Here is an 18,556-nt window from a genome sequence, read left to right on the forward strand (position 1 = left end):
TGTAATTCTAGGCCGAGCCGAGAAAAAAATGCAACTGCGCGCCCTTGGTGTGCAACAAAAAAAGCAGCCCTTCGGCTGCTTTTTTTGTTATGACTGACGAAATGAAATGCTGGCGGAAGTTCAGGCTTCCGACAGGGCCAGGGCCGCAATCGGCGCCCGATGTCCGATGCCGATGGCCGGCAGAGCCTCTTCTTCGGCGGCTTCCACCAATTGCCAGCAATCGGGGCTGGCCAGAAGTTTTTCCACCAGTTTGTGATTGAGGTCGTGGCCGGATTTCACGGCTTTGACGTGGCCCAGGATCGGATAGCCGGCCAGGCTGAAATCGCCAACGGCGTCCAGGATTTTGTGGCGTACGAATTCGTCGCTGAAGCGCAACCCTTCGGGGTTGAGAATGCCCTCGTCACCGATGACCACGGCGTTTTCCAGGGAACCGCCGCGGGCCAGGCCATTGGCTTTAAGATATTCGACTTCCCGGTAGAAGCCGAAGGTCCGCGCGGAGGCAATCTCGGTGCGGAAGGAGGCTTCGGATACCTTGATGGTCCGGTGCTGTTGCCCGATGCTGGCGTGGGCGAAATCGATGTCGAAGGTCACCCGGAAGAACCGCGAAGGAATGATGCTGACTCGCTTGTCGCCTTCGACCAGGGTAACGGGCTTGCGCACCGCCAGATATTTGCGGCGCCGCTCCAGTTGCCGGATACCGGCCTGCTGCAGTTGGGCGACGAAGGTGGCGGCGCTGCCGTCCATGACCGGAACTTCCGGGCCATCGATGTCGATGTGCAGATTGTCGATGCCGCAGGCGGACAGGGCCGCCATGAGATGTTCGATGGTGGAAACGCTCACCCCGTCCCGGCCGATGACGGTGGCCATGCGGGTATCGACCACGTTGGCGGACACGGCTTCGATGGAGACGGGCAGCGGGCCGTCGATGCGGTGAAAGACGATGCCGGTGCCGCTGGTTGCCGGACGCAGTTTCATGGTGATCGGGCAACCCGTGTGCAGGCCGATGCCGGCAATCTCGACGGAGCGCTTCAAAGTGGTCTGAAAAATCATGGTGAGCCTTTCTGCTGAGGTTCTGTGGAGCTGGTGATATTTTACAAGCAAGGCTCATGCCAAACAAGGAAATTGTTTAAATTATTGAAATTATACATTTATTTTCTTGGGAAGGGGTTGAGGTCACGGTTTTCAGTGTGGCATGGATGGCAAGTGTGGCATTTGCGCCACACTGTCATGCACGGCGGTGACCTGGTACGGGAGGCACGCCGGCAGGCCGTTGCAAAGTAATCCGCCGGAAGCGGGGATGGGGTTCGGCATCCCTCCCCTAAAGGCGGCCGGAGCGAAGAATGGCGATGGCCAGCCAGAGTCCGAGCAGTCCGGCGACGGAATAGCCGATCAGTCCCATGACCGGAAAACCGAACAGCAGGGGCCCTTTGTCCGTCAGCATGACCAGAGAGGAGCCGATGATCAAGGCACTGATCAACATGCTGAAGGACAGGCGGTTACTGGATTTGTCCAGATCGGTGATGAGATGGTCCAGTCCCCGGTGCTCAAGTTCGATCTTGATTTTGTTGTGCCGTAACCGATTGAGCAGTTCGCGCAGTTCCTGGGGCAGACTGCGCAGCAGGCCGCCGTATCCTTGCAGGACCCGCAGCAATTCCCTGCCCAGGTTGCCCGGCGCCAGGCGTTCCCGTGCCAGGCGTTCAAGGAAGGGCTTGAGATGCTGAACCATGTTGAACTGCGGGTCCAGTTGGCGGCCGATCCCTTCCATGGTGATCAGGGCCCGGGCCAGGAGCAGCAGATCGGGCGGAAATTTGATGCGGAACTGGGCCAGCAGGTCGATGAAGTCGGCCAGCAACTGCCCGGTATGGATTTCCTGCAGGGGCAGTTCGTAATAATCATCGATGAAGTCGTGCACCGCTTTTTTCAGCTCGGTCAGAACCAGTTCGTCCTCGAGTTCGCCGGAATACAGCAGCAGTTGGGTGACTTTCTCCACGTCGCGTTGCAGGATGCCGCTCAGGAGATCGACCAGTTGGTACATCATGTCCCGGTCCAGGCGCCCGACCATGCCGTAATCCAGGAAGCAGATGACGTTGTCGGGCAGGATGTACAGGTTGCCGGGATGCGGGTCGCCATGGAACAGGCCATGAACCAGCACCTGCGTGAGCAGGGCGTCGGCGCCGTGGCGGGCGATGGCTTGCAGGTCGTGGCCGGCGATGCGCAGGCGGTCGAATTCGTTGACCTTGATGCCGTCGATATACTCCATGGTCAGGACCGTTTCGCCGCACAGGTCCCGATACAGGAGCGGAACATGGACCGTGGAATCATCTCGGAAATTGGCGGCAAAACGCTCGATGGTGTGGCCCTCTCGGGAAAAATCCATTTCCCGGTTGAGGGTGCGGCGGAAGGCTTTCACCAGTCCGACGGGATCGAAGGGATGCCAGGAGGGCAGGTGCCGTTCGGCCAGCACCGCCAGGCCCATGAGGATGTCGAGATCGGTGGCGATGACCTGCTCGATGCCGGGCCGCCGGACCTTGACCACCACTTCCGCCCCGCTTTTCAGTACGGCTCGGTGGACCTGGGCCATGGAGGCGGCTGCCAGGGGGGCGGCGTCGAAATGCAGGAACAGCGCCCCGACCGGGGAGCCGAGTTGGCGTTCGATCTGCAGTTCCACCTCCGACAGGGGGAAGGGCGGAACGCGATCCTGCAACTTGCTGAACTCCGCCACATACTCCTGGGGGATGAGATCCGGACGGGTGGAGAGCAATTGACCGAGTTTGACGAAGGTCGGTCCCAATTCCTCCATGGCCATCCGCAGACGCACCGCCGGGGTCAGTTGCTCCAGGGTGCGCCGGGAAGGCCGCCGGGACAACAGCTGCCGGCCGCGCTCAAGCAGATGCCCCAGGGGCAGCTGATCGAGAATCTGGCCGAAACCGTATTTGACCAGAACCCCGAGAACCTGCCGGTAGCGACGCAGGGAGCGGATGTTGCGATGCAACCGGGTCAGGCTCAACATGGTCAGGGCTGGTCCGTTTCCAGCTGTTTTTCCAGGGCCAGCACCCTCTGTTCGAGTTTTTCAAAGGCTTCCTGCGTGATCAGGCCGCATTCGCTGCAGGCCTTGCGGACCTCTTCGCGGGCCAGGTCCTCCAGTTGTTGCTGGTTGTGGCGCACCGTTTCGCGCAGGGAGGCCAGCATTTCCCGGGCTTTTTCATCACCGAGACTGAATTGCTTTTGCAACTCGGAAATCAGTTCCTCGGCCTTTTTCTGGCTCAGGGCCAGGGCGCCGATGCCGGCCAGCAGGGTTTTCTGCAACAGATCGAGCATGGTTCCCTCCTAGGTGTAACAGGTTGAAATCAATTCGGGATGGAGGTTAAAGCATAGCACAGGGCGAGGGGCGTGTCATCGACCCGGCAGGGTCCCGGAACGGTCTCTGCGGATCAAAGCGGGGAGAGCGTATCCTGGACCAGGGACCAGGGCGGCAGGCCGCGTTCCATCCAGATTTGGTCGGCCAGGGTCTCCGTCGTGTCGGTATCCGGAAATTGCTGGCGGAGAGCCTGCAGCAGGTCGCGGCGCAGGCGCTGCAGATCCGTGAGATAACGGTCGAGAATGGCGGCGACCAGCCTGGGATCCGTCGGCAATTGCACCGGCGCGGGCCGGCAGGCGGCAATCAGGAGCAGGGCGCGCGCCGTGTCGCGGCCCTGGACCCGGAAAATCCGACCGCCAGTGTCCTGCAACTCGATGCAGCCGAAAAATTCCGCTCCGGCCCGCAGCGCGCCACGGTATTCGTAGTGTTGCAGATCCGGGCGGTAGTAATCGTACAGGTATTGTTCGGGAAAGCGCGGTACGCCGTCCAGGAACACCCGCTGAGCCACCATGGCCAATTGATCGTCGTCGATGGGGGCACGATCTTGCGCCCAGGTGGCGCACGGGGGCGGCTCCGACATCGGCGGCGGGATGCAGTCCGGCAGCCAGACGGCCAACTCGCTTTCAAAACGGGCGGGGTCCGGGCCGTCTTGGCCCTGTTCGTCACACCATCGCTGCAGGCCTTTCAGGGTTGGCAGTTGGGGTAGCGGCAGGCCGGTGGTTTTCGCCTGTTTTTCGAGCAGTCCGCGGCGGGGCAGGGCGCGGCCGCCGCCGACCTGTTGCCAAAGGTAACGGCCTAGTTTCGAGCGCAAGAAAAGGTGGAGGATATCCAGATGACCGACCGGCCATTGCGTCGGTTCGGGAATGACCAAGCGGCCCTCGCGCAGCGCCAGGTAAAGGGGGTCTGGAAGTTCCAGGTAGAGCGCCGTCAAGACCGGCGGGCCCGCCAGCAGAGTCGCCCAGGGGACGCTGCGGGCGTGACCTGCCTGTTCCAGGACCGTGGCGCCATCCCACTGCCGTTGCTTGATCAGGTCGAGTTGCAGGCAGCGACCAGGTTCACGGCGCAAGCCCATGATGCTGGCCGTCTCCTGAATCCATTGCAACAGCAGGCGGCCGAAGTCGCTGGACAGCCAGCCGTCCGGGGTGACCAGGGTCAGGCGGGCATGGGGAGCGGCCAGGCCCAGCACATGGAGCAGTTGCCAGGCCCAGCGCGGGGTCGCCGGCGGCAGGCGAAAACGTCGGGCCGGCCAGGAGATGCGCAACTGCGTGGTCATCACCCGGCGTTGTTCCGGCAGGGGCGTTCGGCCGTCATCCAGGGTGCCGCAGATGGTGGAAGGAGCAGGCTTTGCGGGCAGGCACAGGGGATCGTCAACCTGGCAGCGGGGCTGCGGCAGGCCGCGCAGCTGCCGCAGCAGGGCCAGCAGACCGCTCAGAGCCGGCGTGGCTGCTTCGCCGAAGGCGCAGTGGGTTGCGGGTGGGGCGTCGGGAAACAGGAACAGGCTGGGCCCGGTCGCGTCGCCGCCGGCCGGCAGGGGACGGCCGCCGAGGGCTTCCGCCTGGTGCTGCAGCAGGATCTCCAGAGCGGCGGCGGCCCGGGCCCGGTCCCGACTCAGATCCAACTGCCGGAGGCGATGCAGCAGCAGATGAAAACGCACCAGGCAGGGTTCGGGCAGGACCGGTTCCTGACTTCGCCGCCGCAGGGCACTTTGCAGTGGCTCGTCCAGGGTCGGCAGGGCCGCAACCAGGACCCTTTCCAGGTCGCCGGCGGCAATCACCGTCGGTAGTTGGTTGGCTTGCAACAGGGCCAGCAGGCGGCCAAGGGTGAGTCCCGCCTGGTCGCGGGCTGACGGTATCTCCTGGCCGGCGGCGTACTCCGCCAGGCCATGCCGGTGTCGGTCCGCGGTGAGCATGGGGATTACGCCCCCCAAGGTTGCTTGATACATATTGGCCAGGTAGCACGGGGGCATTTGGCCGACCGGCAGGGCGCCCAGCACGCTATAGGCCTTGAGATCCTCCATGAGTCGCAGCAGGGCATCATGGAAATCCGCCGTACTGGTTTTGCTGGTGCGTTTCAGAGGCCAACTGCGGAGAGGTGTGGCACTCTGGTCCCGGAACTGCCAATAGGTGATTTCCCGGGCGCCCCAGGTGGTGAAAATGCTCAAACCCAGGGCTGCGGCGCAGGCCGCGGCCTGCTCGAGGGACTCCGGAGTTGTTTCAACGGGAAAGAAAATCACCCCGCCGGCCATGTAGCTGTCGCGGTTGATCCAGAGCACCAGGGGAGGAGCCATGGTGCCAACGGCGGTGCACAGGCGCGGAAAGACTTCGGCTCGCCGGAAGGGAGTGCGGCCGCGTTCAATAACGTCCGTGGCCCAGCGTGCCAATTGTTGCGCCAGTTGCCGGACTGTCTGCGGATCCATGCCGCCGGGGTTGCGATGGCTCATGGCATCACGGATCGAACAGGCCGCCCCCCGGTGCCCGCTCCAGCGGGCGCCGGTCGAAATGCCCGTAGGCGAGGCTGGTGGCCATGCGGCCGCGCGGGGTGCGGTTGAGAAATCCCTGTTGCAGCAGGTAGGGCTCGATGACATCCTCCAGGGTGTCTTTTTCCTCGCCGATGGCGGCCGCCAAGGTTTCCAGCCCAACGGGCCCGCCGGCGAACTTGTCGATGATGGTCAGCAGCAAACGACGGTCCATGTGATCGAGGCCGCTGCGGTCCACTTCCAGGCGGGACAGGGCCAAATCGGCGATTTCGCGGGAGATGACACCGTCGCCCAGGATCTGGGCGAAATCGCGGACCCGGCGCAGCAGGCGATTGGCGATACGGGGCGTGCCGCGGCTGCGGCGGGCGATTTCCAGTTCACCATCCCGCTCGATGGCGATGCCGAGGATGCCGCTGCTGCGCCGGACGATGGTGGCCAGGTCTTCGACGGCATAGAATTCCAGGCGGCAGATGACCCCGAACCGATCACGCAGCGGCGAGGACAGCAGGCCGGCCCGGGTGGTCGCCCCGACCAGGGTGAAACGCGGAATGTCCAGTTTGATGGTCCGTGCCGACGGCCCCTGGCCGATGATGATATCCAGCTGATAATCCTCCATGGCCGGATAGAGGATTTCCTCGACCACGGGTGACAGGCGGTGAATCTCATCGATGAACAGCACGTCGCCTTCGCTCAGATTGGTCAGGATGGCCGCCAGATCGCCGGGTTTTTCGATGACCGGTCCCGAGGTGCTCTTGATGTGGACCCCCATTTCGCAAGCCACGATATTGGCCAGGGTGGTCTTGCCCAGGCCCGGCGGGCCGTAGAACAGGACATGGTCGAGGGATTCACGCCGGCCCCGGGCCGCATCGATGAAGACCTGCAGGTTGTCCTTGGCCTTGGCCTGGCCGATATATTCGTTCAGGGAGCGAGGCCGCAGCGTGGTTTCAATGCCTTGGTCTTCAATGCTGCTGTCGGGTGCGATGAGGCGATCGTCCATGAGATCCTGCCGGGCTGGAGCTGGAGAATAACGGAATCAAGGATACAGGGAAAGCGCCGGGCGGAAAAGGGAAAATACCCGTCCCGGGGCCGTCGGTGGCCATGCTTCAGCGCATGAGAATCTTCAGCGCCTGCTTCAGGATCTCCTCCAGGCCAACCCCGGGTTGCGGCGCCAGGCTCTCGAGGGCTTTGCGGGAAAGATTTTCCTTGTATCCCAGATTGACCAGGGCCGACAGGGCATCGTCACGCATATCACTGGTTGTCTGCCGGTCGGCGACAGACAGTCCGGGGCCTTCGCTGTGGCCAACGGGACCGATCTTTTCCCGCAGTTCAAGAATCAGGCGCTCGGCGGTTTTTTTGCCGATGCCGGGCACCGTCGCCAGGCGCTGGGCGTCGCCCCGCGCCAGGGCGCCGCGTAGTTCCTCGGCGGGCAACTGGGAAAGGATGTTGAGAGCAACCTTGGGGCCGATGCCGGAGACGGACAGCAGCAGGATGAAGAGTTCCTTTTCGACCGGGGTCAAAAAGCCGAACAGGAGGATGGCGTCCTCTCGCACATGGGTGTGCACATGAACCCGCACCGGCCCTTCATCCGGCAAGGCATAAAAGGTGGACAGAGGGATCATGAGGCGGTAGCCGACGCCGCCGACATCGACGATGATCTGGCTGACCTGCTTGCTGACCAGTTGTCCGCTGAGCAAAGCGATCAAGGGCCTCTCCTGATAAGGTGTTCAGGACCGCAGGGCAGCGCTGTCCAGCCTGCAGGCCAACTCATGGCAGTGAGCATGGCAGATGGCGACGGCCAAGGCATCCGAGGCGTCTTCCTGGGCGATCTCGGGCAGTGCCAACAGTACCCGGACCATGTGCTGAACCTGGGTTTTGGCTGCCCTGCCATAGCCGACCACGGCGTTTTTGACCTCCACGGCGCTGTATTCCGCCACCGGCAGGCCGGCGTTGACTCCGGCCAGCATGGCCACCCCGCGGGCGTGTCCGAGCTTCAGGGCCGACAGGGCGTTCTTGGCGACAAAGATGCGTTCGACGGCCACCGCCTGGGGGGCATACTCGTCGATGATCCGGTTGAGTTGCCGGTAGATGATCTGCAGGCGCTCCGGCATGGGCGCCTTGCTGTTGGTGATGATGGCGCCGTTGTCCATATGTCGCAGGCGGTTGCCGATCTTTTCCACCAGTCCATAGCCGGTGATGCGGCTGCCGGGGTCGATGCCTAGGATGCGCATGCAGACCTTTCGGAAAAGGCGCCGGCCGCCACCCTCCGCCCGATGTCGGGACGGGCTGCGGCGCCGAGGGCTTCAGCCCATGATGCGGGCAATTTCTTCCTCGCTGATGTCGAAGTTGGCGTAGACGTTCTGGACATCATCGTTGTCCTCCAGCTTGTCCATCATCTTCAGCATCTGTTCCGCCTGCTTGCCTTCCAGTTGAACCATGGTTTGTGGAATCATGGTGACCTCGGCATTGTCCCATTTCAGTCCCAGTTCGGCGATGGCATCCCGGACCGCCATGAAGTTGTTCGGATCGGTGATGATCTCGTAGGCATCCCCTTCGTCCTTGACATCTTCGGCACCGGCTTCGAGAGCGGCTTCGAACAGGGCGTCAAAGTCCATGTCGGTGGGAAAGGAGATGAGGCCCTTGCGATCGAACAGGAAAGCGACGGAACCGTTGACCCCGAGGCTGCCGTTGTGTTTGCTGAAGATGTGCCGGACATCGGCCACCGTGCGGGTCCGGTTGTCGGTCATGAATTCGACGATGACCGCCACCCCGCCCGGACCGTAACCCTCGAAAGTGCCTTCCTCGTAGGACACGCCATCCAGATCGCCGCTGCCCTTTTTGATGGCGCGCTCGATGGAATCCTTGGCCATGTTGCCGCTTTTGGCCTTGTCGATGGCGGTGCGCAGACGCGGGTTGGCAGCGGGATCCGCCCCGCCGATCTTGGTGGCGATAGTGATTTCCTTGATCAGTTTGGTGAAGACTTTACCCCGCTTGGCGTCCTGGGCGCCTTTGCGGTGTTTAATGTTGGCCCATTTACTGTGTCCTGCCATGCTGCACGTTCTCCTTGCGGCTTTGTGATCTCAATTGAATCTTTCAAATGGGAAAAGGGCACCTACCTTAGCATACTCGGGAGGCTCGGACAAGAACCTCGGAGCATGCGTGGTGGGGTACCTGGTGGGCTCGAGCTTCAGTAAACCGGTTTGAAGTCGAACTGGTGCCGGGCGTTGATGAAGCGCACCGTGCGGCTCTTGGAGCGCATGACCACGGAGTGGGTTTCCGCGCCGCCGGACATGTAGCGCACGCCGGTCAGCAGTTCGCCGTTGGTGACGCCGGTTGCGGCAAAGACCACGTCGCCGGAGGCCATCTCTTCGGCGGTGTAGATTTTGTCGAAATCGTCGATGCCCATGGTGCGCGCCCGGGCCTTTTCTTCCTTGTTCAGAAACACCAGGCGGCCGCGCATGTCGCCGCCCATGCATTTCAGGGCCGCCGCGGCCAGAACGCCTTCCGGGGCGCCGCCGATCCCCATCATCATGTCCACGCCGCTGCCTTCCACGGTGGCGGCGATGGCCGGCGCGACATCGCCGTCGGAGATGAGATGGATGCGGGCGCCGGCCTTGCGGACATCCTGGATGATTTTCTCATGGCGCGGACGGTCCAGAATGACCACCGTCAGATCTTGGACATAGCAGCTTTTGGCCTCGGCCACCCGCCGCAGGTTTTCTTCCGGAGTCAGGGTCAAGTCGATGAGGCCGTGGGCCGCGGGGCCGACGGCGATCTTTTCCATGTACATGTCGGGAGCATGCAGAAAACCGCCGCGCGGGGCCAGGGCGATGGTGGTGATGGCGCCGGTTTTGCCTTTGGCGCAGATGTTGGTGCCTTCCAAAGGATCGACGGCGATGTCGATCTCCGGACCCTTGCAGCCTGCGTTGCCGACCTTCTCGCCGATGTAGAGCATGGGCGCCTCGTCCATCTCGCCCTCGCCGATCACGACCGTGCCGCAGATGTCGATGGAGTCCAGGGTGCGCCGCATGGCTTCCGTGGCGGCCAGATCCGCCGCGTTTTTATCGCCCTTGCCAACCCAACGGCCGCATGCCAGGGCGGCGGCCTCCGTCACCCGAACCAGTTCCAAAGCCAAGTTGCGATCCATGAAATTAATGATCCTCCCCGCGGGAAAATGATTTTCTGCTGAAGCGGCGCTATCATGGCATGATTTTGCAGGGAAAACAAGAACTGCGTCCCGTCGTCGGGCCATACATTTTTGCTGGCATGTGAACCACGGGTGATTATAATGGCGCGAGAACTGTCGGTGACAATATTTCGACATTCGAGGTTTGTGACAAGAGGGGAAGCCGTGGCGGAATTTTTTCTATGGGCGCATCGCGGCGCCTCGGCCGTGGCGCCGGAAAACACCATGGCGGCCTTTCGGGCTGCCGAGGAAGCGGGTGCCGATGGCATTGAGCTGGATGTGCATCTGAGCTCTGACGGCGTGCCGGTGGTGCTGCACGACGCCACCCTGGAGCGGACCAGCAACGGTCGCGGACCGGTCGGTAGCCGCTCCTGGGCGGAATTGTCGGTTCTGGATGCCGGGTCCTGGTTTGGCCCGGCGTTTGCCGGCGAAGGGCTGCCCCGCCTGGACGAGGTTCTGGCTTGGGCCGGGGATCGCCTGGCCCTCAATCTCGAGATCAAGGAGTCCGCGGCCGCAGCGGCGGTGCTGGCCTTGGCGCAGCGCTTTCCACTCGCCCGCTTGCTGGTTTCGTCCTTCGATCATGCCCTGCTGATAAAACTGCGCGGATCGGCACCGCAACTGCTGCTGGGTTTTCTGACGGAGCGGGGCGGTTGGCGGCCGGCCTTGGCTGCGGCTGCGGGGCACGCTCCCGCCTGCCTGCATCCGCGCCAGGAGCGGGTGACGGCCGATCTGGTCCGGGCCGCGCATGCCGTCGGGGTGCGCGTCTATCCCTGGGTGGTGGATGACCCGCAGCGGCTCGGGGTGTTGCGCCACATGGGTGTCGACGGGGTCTTCACCAACCATCCCGGCCTGCTGCGCCCGTGCCTCCATGGCGCCGGGAATCGGTAGGATGCGGTCGAAAAAAACATCCCGGGAAGGCTGTTCGGCGACCTGGATTCCATGTTACTATTTATTCAAATGATTGCATGCATGGTGTTCCGTTGGTTGCATCGCCGGCGGAGGAACGTCGCGGCGGTTTTCCCCACGGACATCACGCTGACCGGCCTGCTTGCCGGACAGCAACCAAACCAGAGACAGAGTGAGGCGAGCATGAAAGAACAAGTGATTGCCGTACTGGAGAAAGTTCGACCTTCCCTGCAAGCCGACGGCGGTGATGTGGAACTGGTTGAGGTCACCGAGGAAGGTATCGTGGCCGTGCGTCTGAAGGGCGCCTGCGGTTCCTGTCCCATGTCGACCATGACCCTGAAGATGGGAATCGAGCGTGCCTTGAAAGAACAGGTCCCCGGCGTGAAAGAGGTCATCCGGGTGGATTAGCTTCACCCGCTTTGCTAATGGAACCGTGTCCAGGCGCGCAACCGTACAGCAGGCGTCGGTTGCGCGCCTCGAATCAAACGGATCAACAAGGAGGAAGGTATGGCATTGCAGGAAGGCGGCAAGGCGCCGGACTTTGATCTGGAAGGCAGCGATGGACAACGCCATCGCCTGGCTGATTATGCCGGACGGGTGCTGGTGCTGTATTTCTATCCCAAGGACAATACCCCCGGGTGCAGCAAGGAAGCCTGCTCCTTCCGGGAACTGTTTGCCGAATTGCAGCAGCGGGGCGTGACTCTGCTCGGAGTCAGCAAGGACAGCCTGGCTTCCCATGATCGCTTCATCGAGAAGTTCGGTTTGCCCTTCGTGCTGCTGTCGGATCCGGATTGCGTCGTGCAGACCGCCTACGGTGCTTACGGGGAGAAGGTCATGTACGGCAAGAAAACCATGGGTACCCTCCGATCGACGGTCGTCATCGGACCGGACGGCAGCGTGCTCAAACACTGGCCGCAGGTGCGCAAGGCCGAAGAGCACCCGGCGGAAGTGGTCGCTTATCTGCGTTCGCTGTAACGCCGCGAAGGTGCCCGCGGCTGGGCGGGCGGCGCCTTAGAATTGATAGCTGGCGCTCAGTCCGACCAGATGCAACTGGTTTTCATAGCGGCCGTTGGCGATATCGCCATACAGGTTGGTGGTTTTTCTGCGGTCTTCCTGGTACTGAAAGCCATAGGCGAGAGCCACCTTGGTGGCTCCGGTGCGCCATTCGGCGCCGAGGCAGAACAGATGGGTGTCCGAGTCCGGCACCGCCGGCTCGAAGGTGCGGTCAGGCACCGGATTCTCACCGTAGAGATATCCGCCCATCAGGGCCAGGCGGTCGCTCCACTGGTAGCGGGCGCCGACATTGAAGGCCAGGGTGTCGCGCCATTGTCGCGGTGCGATGAGTTGGCTGTTGTCGTCAAGATCGATTTTCAGCTGTTTAAAGGAAGACCAGCCCTCCCAGCGCAGGCCGGCCTCCGCCGTCCAGCGTTCATTGAAACGGTAGGCGAGACCGGCGGTGACCTGCTGCGGCAGGGTCAGGGAGGTCTGGCCGTTGACACGCAATGGAGGAAGGCCGAGAGGCAAATCGAGTTTGGCCTGGCCGTCGACATCGACCTTGATTTCGCTGCGGTAGGTCGCGCCGAGGGACAGACGATCGGTTATCTTTAGCAACAGGCCGGTGTTGAAGCCGACGCCCTCGCCATCGCCGGTGAACTGTTGTTTGATATCCGGCAGATCCGGGAGGAAGGGGCGTCGCTGTTGCAGCTTGGCATCCAGCAGCAGGATGTCCAGGCCGGCCGCCAGGGAAAGACGCGGCGTGACCCGCCAGGAAAGCGCCGGATTGATGTTGAAGGTGGTGATGCGCGACTTGGTGGCCAGGTAGCGGCCCTCCCAATCGCCGTCCCAGATGGTGCCGAGGCCGAAGGGGTTGAAAACGCCCAAGCCGGCACTGAACTGTTCGCTGAAGGTATGGGTCAGGTAGAAAGAGCTGGGGAAATAGGGCGGATCCTCGTTATGCGCGGTGCCGCCGGTCTGGCTGCTTTTGAATTTACGTTGGGAAACGATGACCGTCGTGCCCAGTTCGACCTGGGTGCCCGGTAGATCGTTGAGCAGGGCGGGATTGAAATACACCGCTGCAGGGCCGTCAAGACTGGCAACCACCGCATTGGCCCGGGCGGTGGCCGAAGCTCCCTGGGTGAAGATGCCGAATCCGGAAGCCAGCACGGCGGCGGTCCAACCAAAAAGAAGCGTGCCGATGAGCAGGATGCCGGCGGAAAGCCGGTGCAGAGTTACGTTCATAATGATCACCTTGAGTTCATCGAATCGGAACAGCGTCCTGGCGGCAGCCACTGTTTCTGGTCCCTGAAATTTTGATTTTAATTAAACATGGCCGGCGGGACATGTCAACGATAACTTATTGGAGACGGGGATGCACAACGAGTACCTGATGGAAAGCGAAGAAGAGGCGGTTCGGCTGGACCTGAAAACGGATCGGGCCTCGGTTCACAAACAGGCCCTGTGGGCGGGAATCAAGCCCGGTTTCCGAGTGGCGGACATCGGTTGCGGCAGCGGCAAGACCACTGCGTTTCTCCAGGAACTGGTGGCCCCCGGCGGCGGCATGGCATTGGGACTGGATGGGTCGGCGGAGCGCATAGAACATGCCCGGCGCACCTACTCCGGCAGCGGCCTGTGCTTCTGTTGTCGGGATTTTTATCAGCCTCTGGATGATTTGGGGCCTTTTGATTTCATCTGGGTGCGTTTCGTGCTTGAATATCATCGAACCCATGCCCGGGAAATCGTCGAGCGCCTGACCCGGATCCTGGCACCGGGTGGCATCCTGTGCCTCATCGATCTGGATCATAACTGCCTGAACCATTTCGGCGCGCCGCCCAGACTGACCGACGCCATCTGCCGCATCATGCAGATACTGGAAGAGACGGCCGACTTCGATCCCTTTGCCGGTCGCAAGTTGTATTCCTACCTGTTCGATCAAGGCTACCAGTCCATCGATGTATGCATGGCGGCCCACCACCTCATCTTTGGTCAGCTGAACCAGGTTGACGGCTTCAACTGGCGCAAAAAAGTGGAGGTTGCGGTGCGCCATTCCGGCTTCGACTTCGCCGGCTATGAAGGGGGGTATGCGGAATTTTTTGAAGAATTTCAGAGCTACTTTCAGGATCCGAGGCGGTTTGTCTATACCCCGTTGATTGCCTGTCGCGGTGTCAAGCCCGGTTAGCGCGGACCGTACTCCCCGTGGCCATCAAAAAGCGACGCTTTGCTGATATTGGGGATCTTCCAGGCAATTTTTGACAAAGTTGAACACCGCCTCAGTAAAAATGTGGGGCGGATCGAGGAATTCGACGCCGAAGCCGATGGGCAGCGCGGCCTTGCGCCGCAAGGTGGGCCGGTTGGTCCAGGCCACCCGCCCTTTGAGGCTCACGGTCTGATGGGGTTGGGCCGGTGACACGAAGGCGATCTGAACCGCGGATCCCTCGGGAAATTCGTTTTCGGTGGCGATATAGATGCCGCCCTTGCTGATGTTGGCGCTGGTCGCCGTTGTCTTTCGTCCTTCCTGCAGAAGAATGACTTCCGTGTGGTAAGGCACCCGGGCCGCATCGCGTTCCAGGGTCACCGAGCGGGCCGGCAGGTTGTCCGGCTGAATGCCGTATTGCTGCTTCATATAAGCAAAAAATGCTTCAATGACGCGGCCATCGAAACTCTGATCCTGGTGTTGCAGCAGTTGGTGACAGGCGATGTCCAAGGGCATGGGATCGCGGTAGTGGCGCTGTGAGGTAATGGCTTCAAAAAAGTCGGCCACTGCGATGATGCGGGCGCCCAGAGGTATTTCCTCCCCCGTCATTCCTTCCGGATAACCGCTGCCGTCCATCTTTTCGTGGTGGGCGCCGGCGATCCTCGGAACATCCCGGTAGATGCCTTCGAAATTGATCTGCTCCAGAATCTCCCGGCTTTTCGCCGCATGGGTTTTGACCAATTCGTATTCGTAATCCGTCAGCCTGCCGGGTTTTTTCAAGACGCTGTCGGGTACCGCGATTTTGCCGTAATCGTGCAGCAGGGCCGCAACCCGGACCATTTCCGTGAAGCCGGCGTCCATGCCCAACTCCCGGCAGATACCCAGGGAATATTCGGTGACCTTTTCGGAGTGGCCGGCGGTCAGGGGGTCCCGGGCATCGATGGTGGCAGCCAATACATGCAGGATGGAGTCGAACTGTCGTTTCTGGGCTTTTAGCAGTTGTGTGTTGCGAATGCTGACCCCGATGACCGGCGCGATGCCCATCAAAAGCGACATGTCGCTCTGAATCAGGGGCCGCTTGGTATGGATATTGTCGACGGCCAGCAGGCCGATGGACTCGCCATCATAGATGATCGGGCAGCAGATGAACGATTTGACTCCCAGTTCCCTGGCGAACCGAAAGCTGCGCAGGGACAAATCTTCCTGGATGTCGTCGATATCATTGATCAAAAACGGCTTCTGCAGTTTGAAGGAGATGACAAAAATACCACGAGAGTTGGGCTTGTCCAGATGAAAGGCCGTGCGCTGCAGTTTCTGGCGCAGTTCCGTGGAATACCCATATCCGGCTTTGTAGGTCAGCCGAGAGCGGTCGTCGGAGGCCAGGAGAATCAGCCCCCGATCGAAATCCAGCCGGTTCTGCAGGGTGGCCACGACCCGATTCAGAAGCAGATCCACCTCGTTGTTGTTTTGATCGGGCGGCTTGATTTTGCTCAGATCCGTGTGCCGGCTGATGGCCCGGCCGATTTCATTGGCCAGCAGGGCGTTGTTGTAGCTGGTCTTGATCTGGTTGATGGTCTGGTCCGAAGAATCGTGGATGTTTTTCAAGCTGTTGAAAACATCCCTTTTTTCATGTCGCTCAATCAACAGGGACAGGAATAGAAAAAGTAGCGCCACCAAGGGGATGGCGGGCGTCAGAAGGTTTCCCCGGCCCGTGAACCAGAGTATGGCGGCCGACGGACCCAGGAACAGCAGGAACAATTTTCGCAGGTTCCTCAATTGCTGGGCCCGTGATTTGGCCCAACTGATGCGGTAGACACAGGAATTGCCGCCTTTGAACACGCATTCTGTGTGCGTGATGGTCGGCGGCATCTTGTTGAACATCATGACGATGGCTTCAAAAAAGCCCATGCGGTTTTCGCACTGAAAGGGCTTTTCCTCCACCCCGTCCCGTGGTGTCACGGTCAGTTGGACTTCGTTGGGGCCGATGGCCTCCGATTCGTAGATGGCGGATTTGACCAGGTTGGAGGTCGCCTGGCGGATCAGTTTGAAGGCATTGGCCGGACCCATCAGACCGAGGGCATATTGGCGCATGATGCCCAAGGCATCCGGCGAGGCCGCATACCGCCCGGCCTCCCTGGCGATGTGCGGATTGCCTGTGGCCTGGACCAGTTTTTCATAAAACCGGTCCACCTGATCCTGCGTCAGCCAATGCCCCTGATCGGCAACTTCATAGGGCTTGATGTTGGCGTAGCTTAATATGTCGTTGGCGTTAATCTGGGGATATTTTTTTTTGAGCAGCTTAAGATATACGTCTATCAGGCGACTGTTGTAGAGTTGGCTTTTCCCCAAAGAATTCGTCGCCATAGCCGCCATTAACGGTTGCAAAAAGAAAAGGACATTTTACATCTCACCTATCAACATATTACAGAACTCGAAATATTTATCAAGATACTGTAAATTTAAAATCCATAAATTATAAAATTTTTCAATGTCAATATCCAACTGCTGTGCAATGTGGGAAGGGTAGAGAAGAACAGGCATTTCGCCGCGACCATACTTTATGCAGAGAGTGGATAACGTAAATTTCAGGATTGCAGGAGACAGATGGTCCGCCTCGAGCACAAATACTTTAAAGCAGTTGGTTAAGTCGGACATATTCAGGCCAAAATCGGCCACGGTAACCACAATAACACAGATGACCCGACCATTCTTTCTTAAAGAAAAAATATGGCGTTCTCGTTTCAGGCCGATTTTTTGGTATTCTTCGGATAATTCAATATCACCATTATTATTTATTTCGAGATCGAGAGCGTGGACGATAAGGCCTTTTGAGTAATGTCCGATAAAGAGTTTCAGTTCTTCCAGATCGTAATTGCTTGCACGGGAAAACTCCAAGTTTTCTGTGTTGGGTATTTGGTTAATATAATCGTTTTTAAAGTGAAAATAGGCAAATTTATCGATGGAGCAGCCATTATTGTCATTGATAAAATTGCAAACTCCGCCAAAGACCTTGTTGGGAAACCTGTTTTCAGGACGAAAATAGCAAAAAACAAAATTGAGGTGCGCCGAAAAAAGGTGGTGTACTTCATTCACATAGCGACTGATTTGTTGAAGAACGATTATGCCGCCCTTTTTTGCTGCGCGTTTTTGGGAAGCATGATGATGGATCATCCATGAATTCTTGTAAAACCGAATCATGGCCATGTGGGCCAGGATGTTGCCGTTCTTCTGGTAAATGAAGTGTCGGGAAATGCTCGGCGTGCTGTTGTAGATCTTGCGATAGGTTTCCTTCAGAGTGTCCTTGTTTTCCTGGATGAAATGGTATTTCTGCGGGTAGACGAATCCGGTCTCGAAGAAGAACAGCCATAATTTGTCGAGGTTGACCCGATTGCAGACAAAAGAGTTGTTGTCGTTGGCTTGCTGGAGCATGGAAAGCAGGGAAATTTGATCGTCCATGCTCATGTCCAGGATTGCCAGGCCCGATCGCGCCAACAGATGGTCGTTGCTGGTGTGACTGTCCAGGTAGATGACCTGTGCCTTGCACTTCAGGACCACGTTGGTGACGAAACTGATTTCCGCCAACGGAATGATCATGCCAGGCAACAGGCAGGCATTGGCCATTTCTTCGTGGACGGAGAATCCGGAACCCGAAATATCCTGAACTTGTAAAAAGATCGCTTCATTCGTCAACGGATGGGTGAAGGAAAACGTGGGTGACGGCGATAGGTGCTGCCTTTTGCTGCGGAACGTCTTTGGCTTGTAGCGTTGAATGTTATTTCGGACCGGTGCCAGAATAAAACTGCGTTCATTCAGGTCCTGGGAATGTTTAACAATTTGGCAATCCCCTGAAAATATGATTTCACAGCCCTTTTTTAACACAATGGTTACAGGGCATTGCGCATTGATCCAGTGAAGCGGTTCGTTGCCTGATTTATCAATCATTATGTGCAAGGCGATGGAGGAGAAATCCATCAGATCACCATGAAAAATGACTCCATTCTGAATCAATTTGACGTTAATCAAATTGCTTTTATGTCGCTGAAACTTTCTTGAACTATGCTGAAAGCAGTGGGCCGGCACGGCAAAACGAACAAATTCATTATTCAGATCTAAAATATCCGGTGTGGCGTAATAGGTATTGGTCCCGTCCGGAATGATTATTTCCTTGAATCGGTAGGATCGAATTTTTTCCAGGATATTCTCGATGCCTTGCCAGTGACAGGTCAGGGAGTTGTCAGTGCAGGGTTGTGGGCGCAGTGAAAAGAATATTTCCTTGGGATAGCGAAGGTGCTCGAAACAGGCAATAGCAGTTCGATCCTGAAAGTTCAGATAGTTAATCTTGTTGATAAAAAATTTCTTGTCGAAAACCATGGCGGGCCGATGCCTATCCGTAGGATCTTCGGTGCTGGCAACGCGTTGATCGGCAGCCTGAGGGTGCTCCAT

At 59.3% G+C, this 18,556-nt stretch carries 16 protein-coding genes; 4 read left to right on the forward strand and 12 right to left on the reverse strand.

All coding sequences use genetic code 11. The features are described from left to right. Positions 1-120: 120 nt before the first annotated feature. The 9 genes from lpxC to glpX form a co-directional block, all read right to left on the reverse strand. Positions 121-1,050 (reverse strand): UDP-3-O-acyl-N-acetylglucosamine deacetylase, encoded by a 930-nt coding sequence (gene lpxC / locus JQN68_RS08810; protein WP_225072043.1) that lies wholly within the window; start codon positions 1,048-1,050, stop codon positions 121-123. A gap of 268 nt (positions 1,051-1,318) precedes the next feature. Then, the gene (locus tag JQN68_RS08815; RefSeq protein ID WP_225072044.1) at positions 1,319-3,010 is read right to left on the reverse strand and encodes an ABC1 kinase family protein; all 1,692 of its coding nucleotides are present in this window, start codon (positions 3,008-3,010) and stop codon (positions 1,319-1,321) included. Positions 3,011-3,012: 2 nt separating this feature from the next. Then, positions 3,013-3,318, reverse strand: a complete 306-nt coding sequence (locus JQN68_RS08820) for a phasin family protein (RefSeq protein ID WP_225072045.1) — start codon at positions 3,316-3,318, stop codon at positions 3,013-3,015. Between the two features lie 113 nt (positions 3,319-3,431). Next, on the reverse strand, positions 3,432-5,798 hold the full coding sequence (locus JQN68_RS08825; RefSeq protein ID WP_249621124.1) for a hypothetical protein: 2,367 nt from the start codon (positions 5,796-5,798) through the stop codon (positions 3,432-3,434). Between the two features lie 4 nt (positions 5,799-5,802). After that, positions 5,803-6,831: a Holliday junction branch migration DNA helicase RuvB gene (gene ruvB, locus JQN68_RS08830; RefSeq protein WP_225072047.1), complete on the reverse strand. Its 1,029-nt coding sequence runs from the start codon at positions 6,829-6,831 to the stop codon at positions 5,803-5,805. A gap of 106 nt (positions 6,832-6,937) precedes the next feature. Further along, the gene (gene ruvA, locus JQN68_RS08835) at positions 6,938-7,537 is read right to left on the reverse strand and encodes a Holliday junction branch migration protein RuvA (protein ID WP_225072048.1); all 600 of its coding nucleotides are present in this window, start codon (positions 7,535-7,537) and stop codon (positions 6,938-6,940) included. A gap of 21 nt (positions 7,538-7,558) precedes the next feature. Then, positions 7,559-8,062, reverse strand: coding sequence for a crossover junction endodeoxyribonuclease RuvC (gene ruvC, locus JQN68_RS08840; protein WP_225072049.1), 504 nt, complete (start codon positions 8,060-8,062; stop codon positions 7,559-7,561). 72 nt (positions 8,063-8,134) lie between these two features. Next, positions 8,135-8,881, reverse strand: coding sequence for a YebC/PmpR family DNA-binding transcriptional regulator (locus tag JQN68_RS08845; RefSeq protein ID WP_225072050.1), 747 nt, complete (start codon positions 8,879-8,881; stop codon positions 8,135-8,137). A 137-nt stretch (positions 8,882-9,018) separates the two neighbouring features. After that, the gene (gene glpX / locus JQN68_RS08850; protein ID WP_225072051.1) at positions 9,019-9,978 is read right to left on the reverse strand and encodes a class II fructose-bisphosphatase; all 960 of its coding nucleotides are present in this window, start codon (positions 9,976-9,978) and stop codon (positions 9,019-9,021) included. Positions 9,979-10,182: 204 nt separating this feature from the next. Between glpX and JQN68_RS08855 the strand changes: the two genes are divergently transcribed. From JQN68_RS08855 to JQN68_RS08865, 3 genes are all read left to right on the forward strand, one after another. Beyond that, positions 10,183-10,905 (forward strand): glycerophosphodiester phosphodiesterase, encoded by a 723-nt coding sequence (locus tag JQN68_RS08855; protein ID WP_225072052.1) that lies wholly within the window; start codon positions 10,183-10,185, stop codon positions 10,903-10,905. 201 nt (positions 10,906-11,106) lie between these two features. Then, positions 11,107-11,331 carry a NifU family protein gene (locus JQN68_RS08860; protein ID WP_225072053.1) on the forward strand — a complete coding sequence of 75 codons (225 nt, stop codon included), beginning with the start codon at positions 11,107-11,109 and terminating at the stop codon, positions 11,329-11,331. Between the two features lie 99 nt (positions 11,332-11,430). Further along, positions 11,431-11,898 carry a peroxiredoxin gene (locus JQN68_RS08865; RefSeq protein ID WP_225072054.1) on the forward strand — a complete coding sequence of 156 codons (468 nt, stop codon included), beginning with the start codon at positions 11,431-11,433 and terminating at the stop codon, positions 11,896-11,898. Positions 11,899-11,934: 36 nt separating this feature from the next. Here the strand turns inward: JQN68_RS08865 and JQN68_RS08870 are convergent, their stop codons facing one another. Then, entirely contained in the window at positions 11,935-13,161 is a 1,227-nt protein-coding gene (locus tag JQN68_RS08870) for an OmpP1/FadL family transporter (protein ID WP_225072055.1), read from the reverse strand. Positions 13,162-13,291: 130 nt separating this feature from the next. On the opposite strand from JQN68_RS08870, the gene JQN68_RS08875 reads away from it, so the two are divergent. Next, the gene (locus tag JQN68_RS08875) at positions 13,292-14,098 is read left to right on the forward strand and encodes a class I SAM-dependent methyltransferase (RefSeq protein ID WP_225072056.1); all 807 of its coding nucleotides are present in this window, start codon (positions 13,292-13,294) and stop codon (positions 14,096-14,098) included. Between the two features lie 24 nt (positions 14,099-14,122). Here the strand turns inward: JQN68_RS08875 and JQN68_RS08880 are convergent, their stop codons facing one another. Both JQN68_RS08880 and JQN68_RS08885 read right to left on the reverse strand, forming a co-directional pair. After that, a complete protein-coding gene (locus JQN68_RS08880; RefSeq protein ID WP_225072057.1) occupies positions 14,123-16,477 on the reverse strand; it encodes an HD domain-containing phosphohydrolase in 2,355 nt (784 codons plus the stop codon). 36 nt (positions 16,478-16,513) lie between these two features. Beyond that, positions 16,514-18,556 (reverse strand): hypothetical protein, encoded by a 2,043-nt coding sequence (locus tag JQN68_RS08885; RefSeq protein ID WP_225072058.1) that lies wholly within the window; start codon positions 18,554-18,556, stop codon positions 16,514-16,516.

Origin of the sequence: Desulfuromonas sp. CSMB_57 (genome assembly GCF_020194955.2) — a bacterium.
Taxonomy (GTDB): Bacteria; Desulfobacterota; Desulfuromonadia; order Desulfuromonadales; family Syntrophotaleaceae; genus JAFCIY02.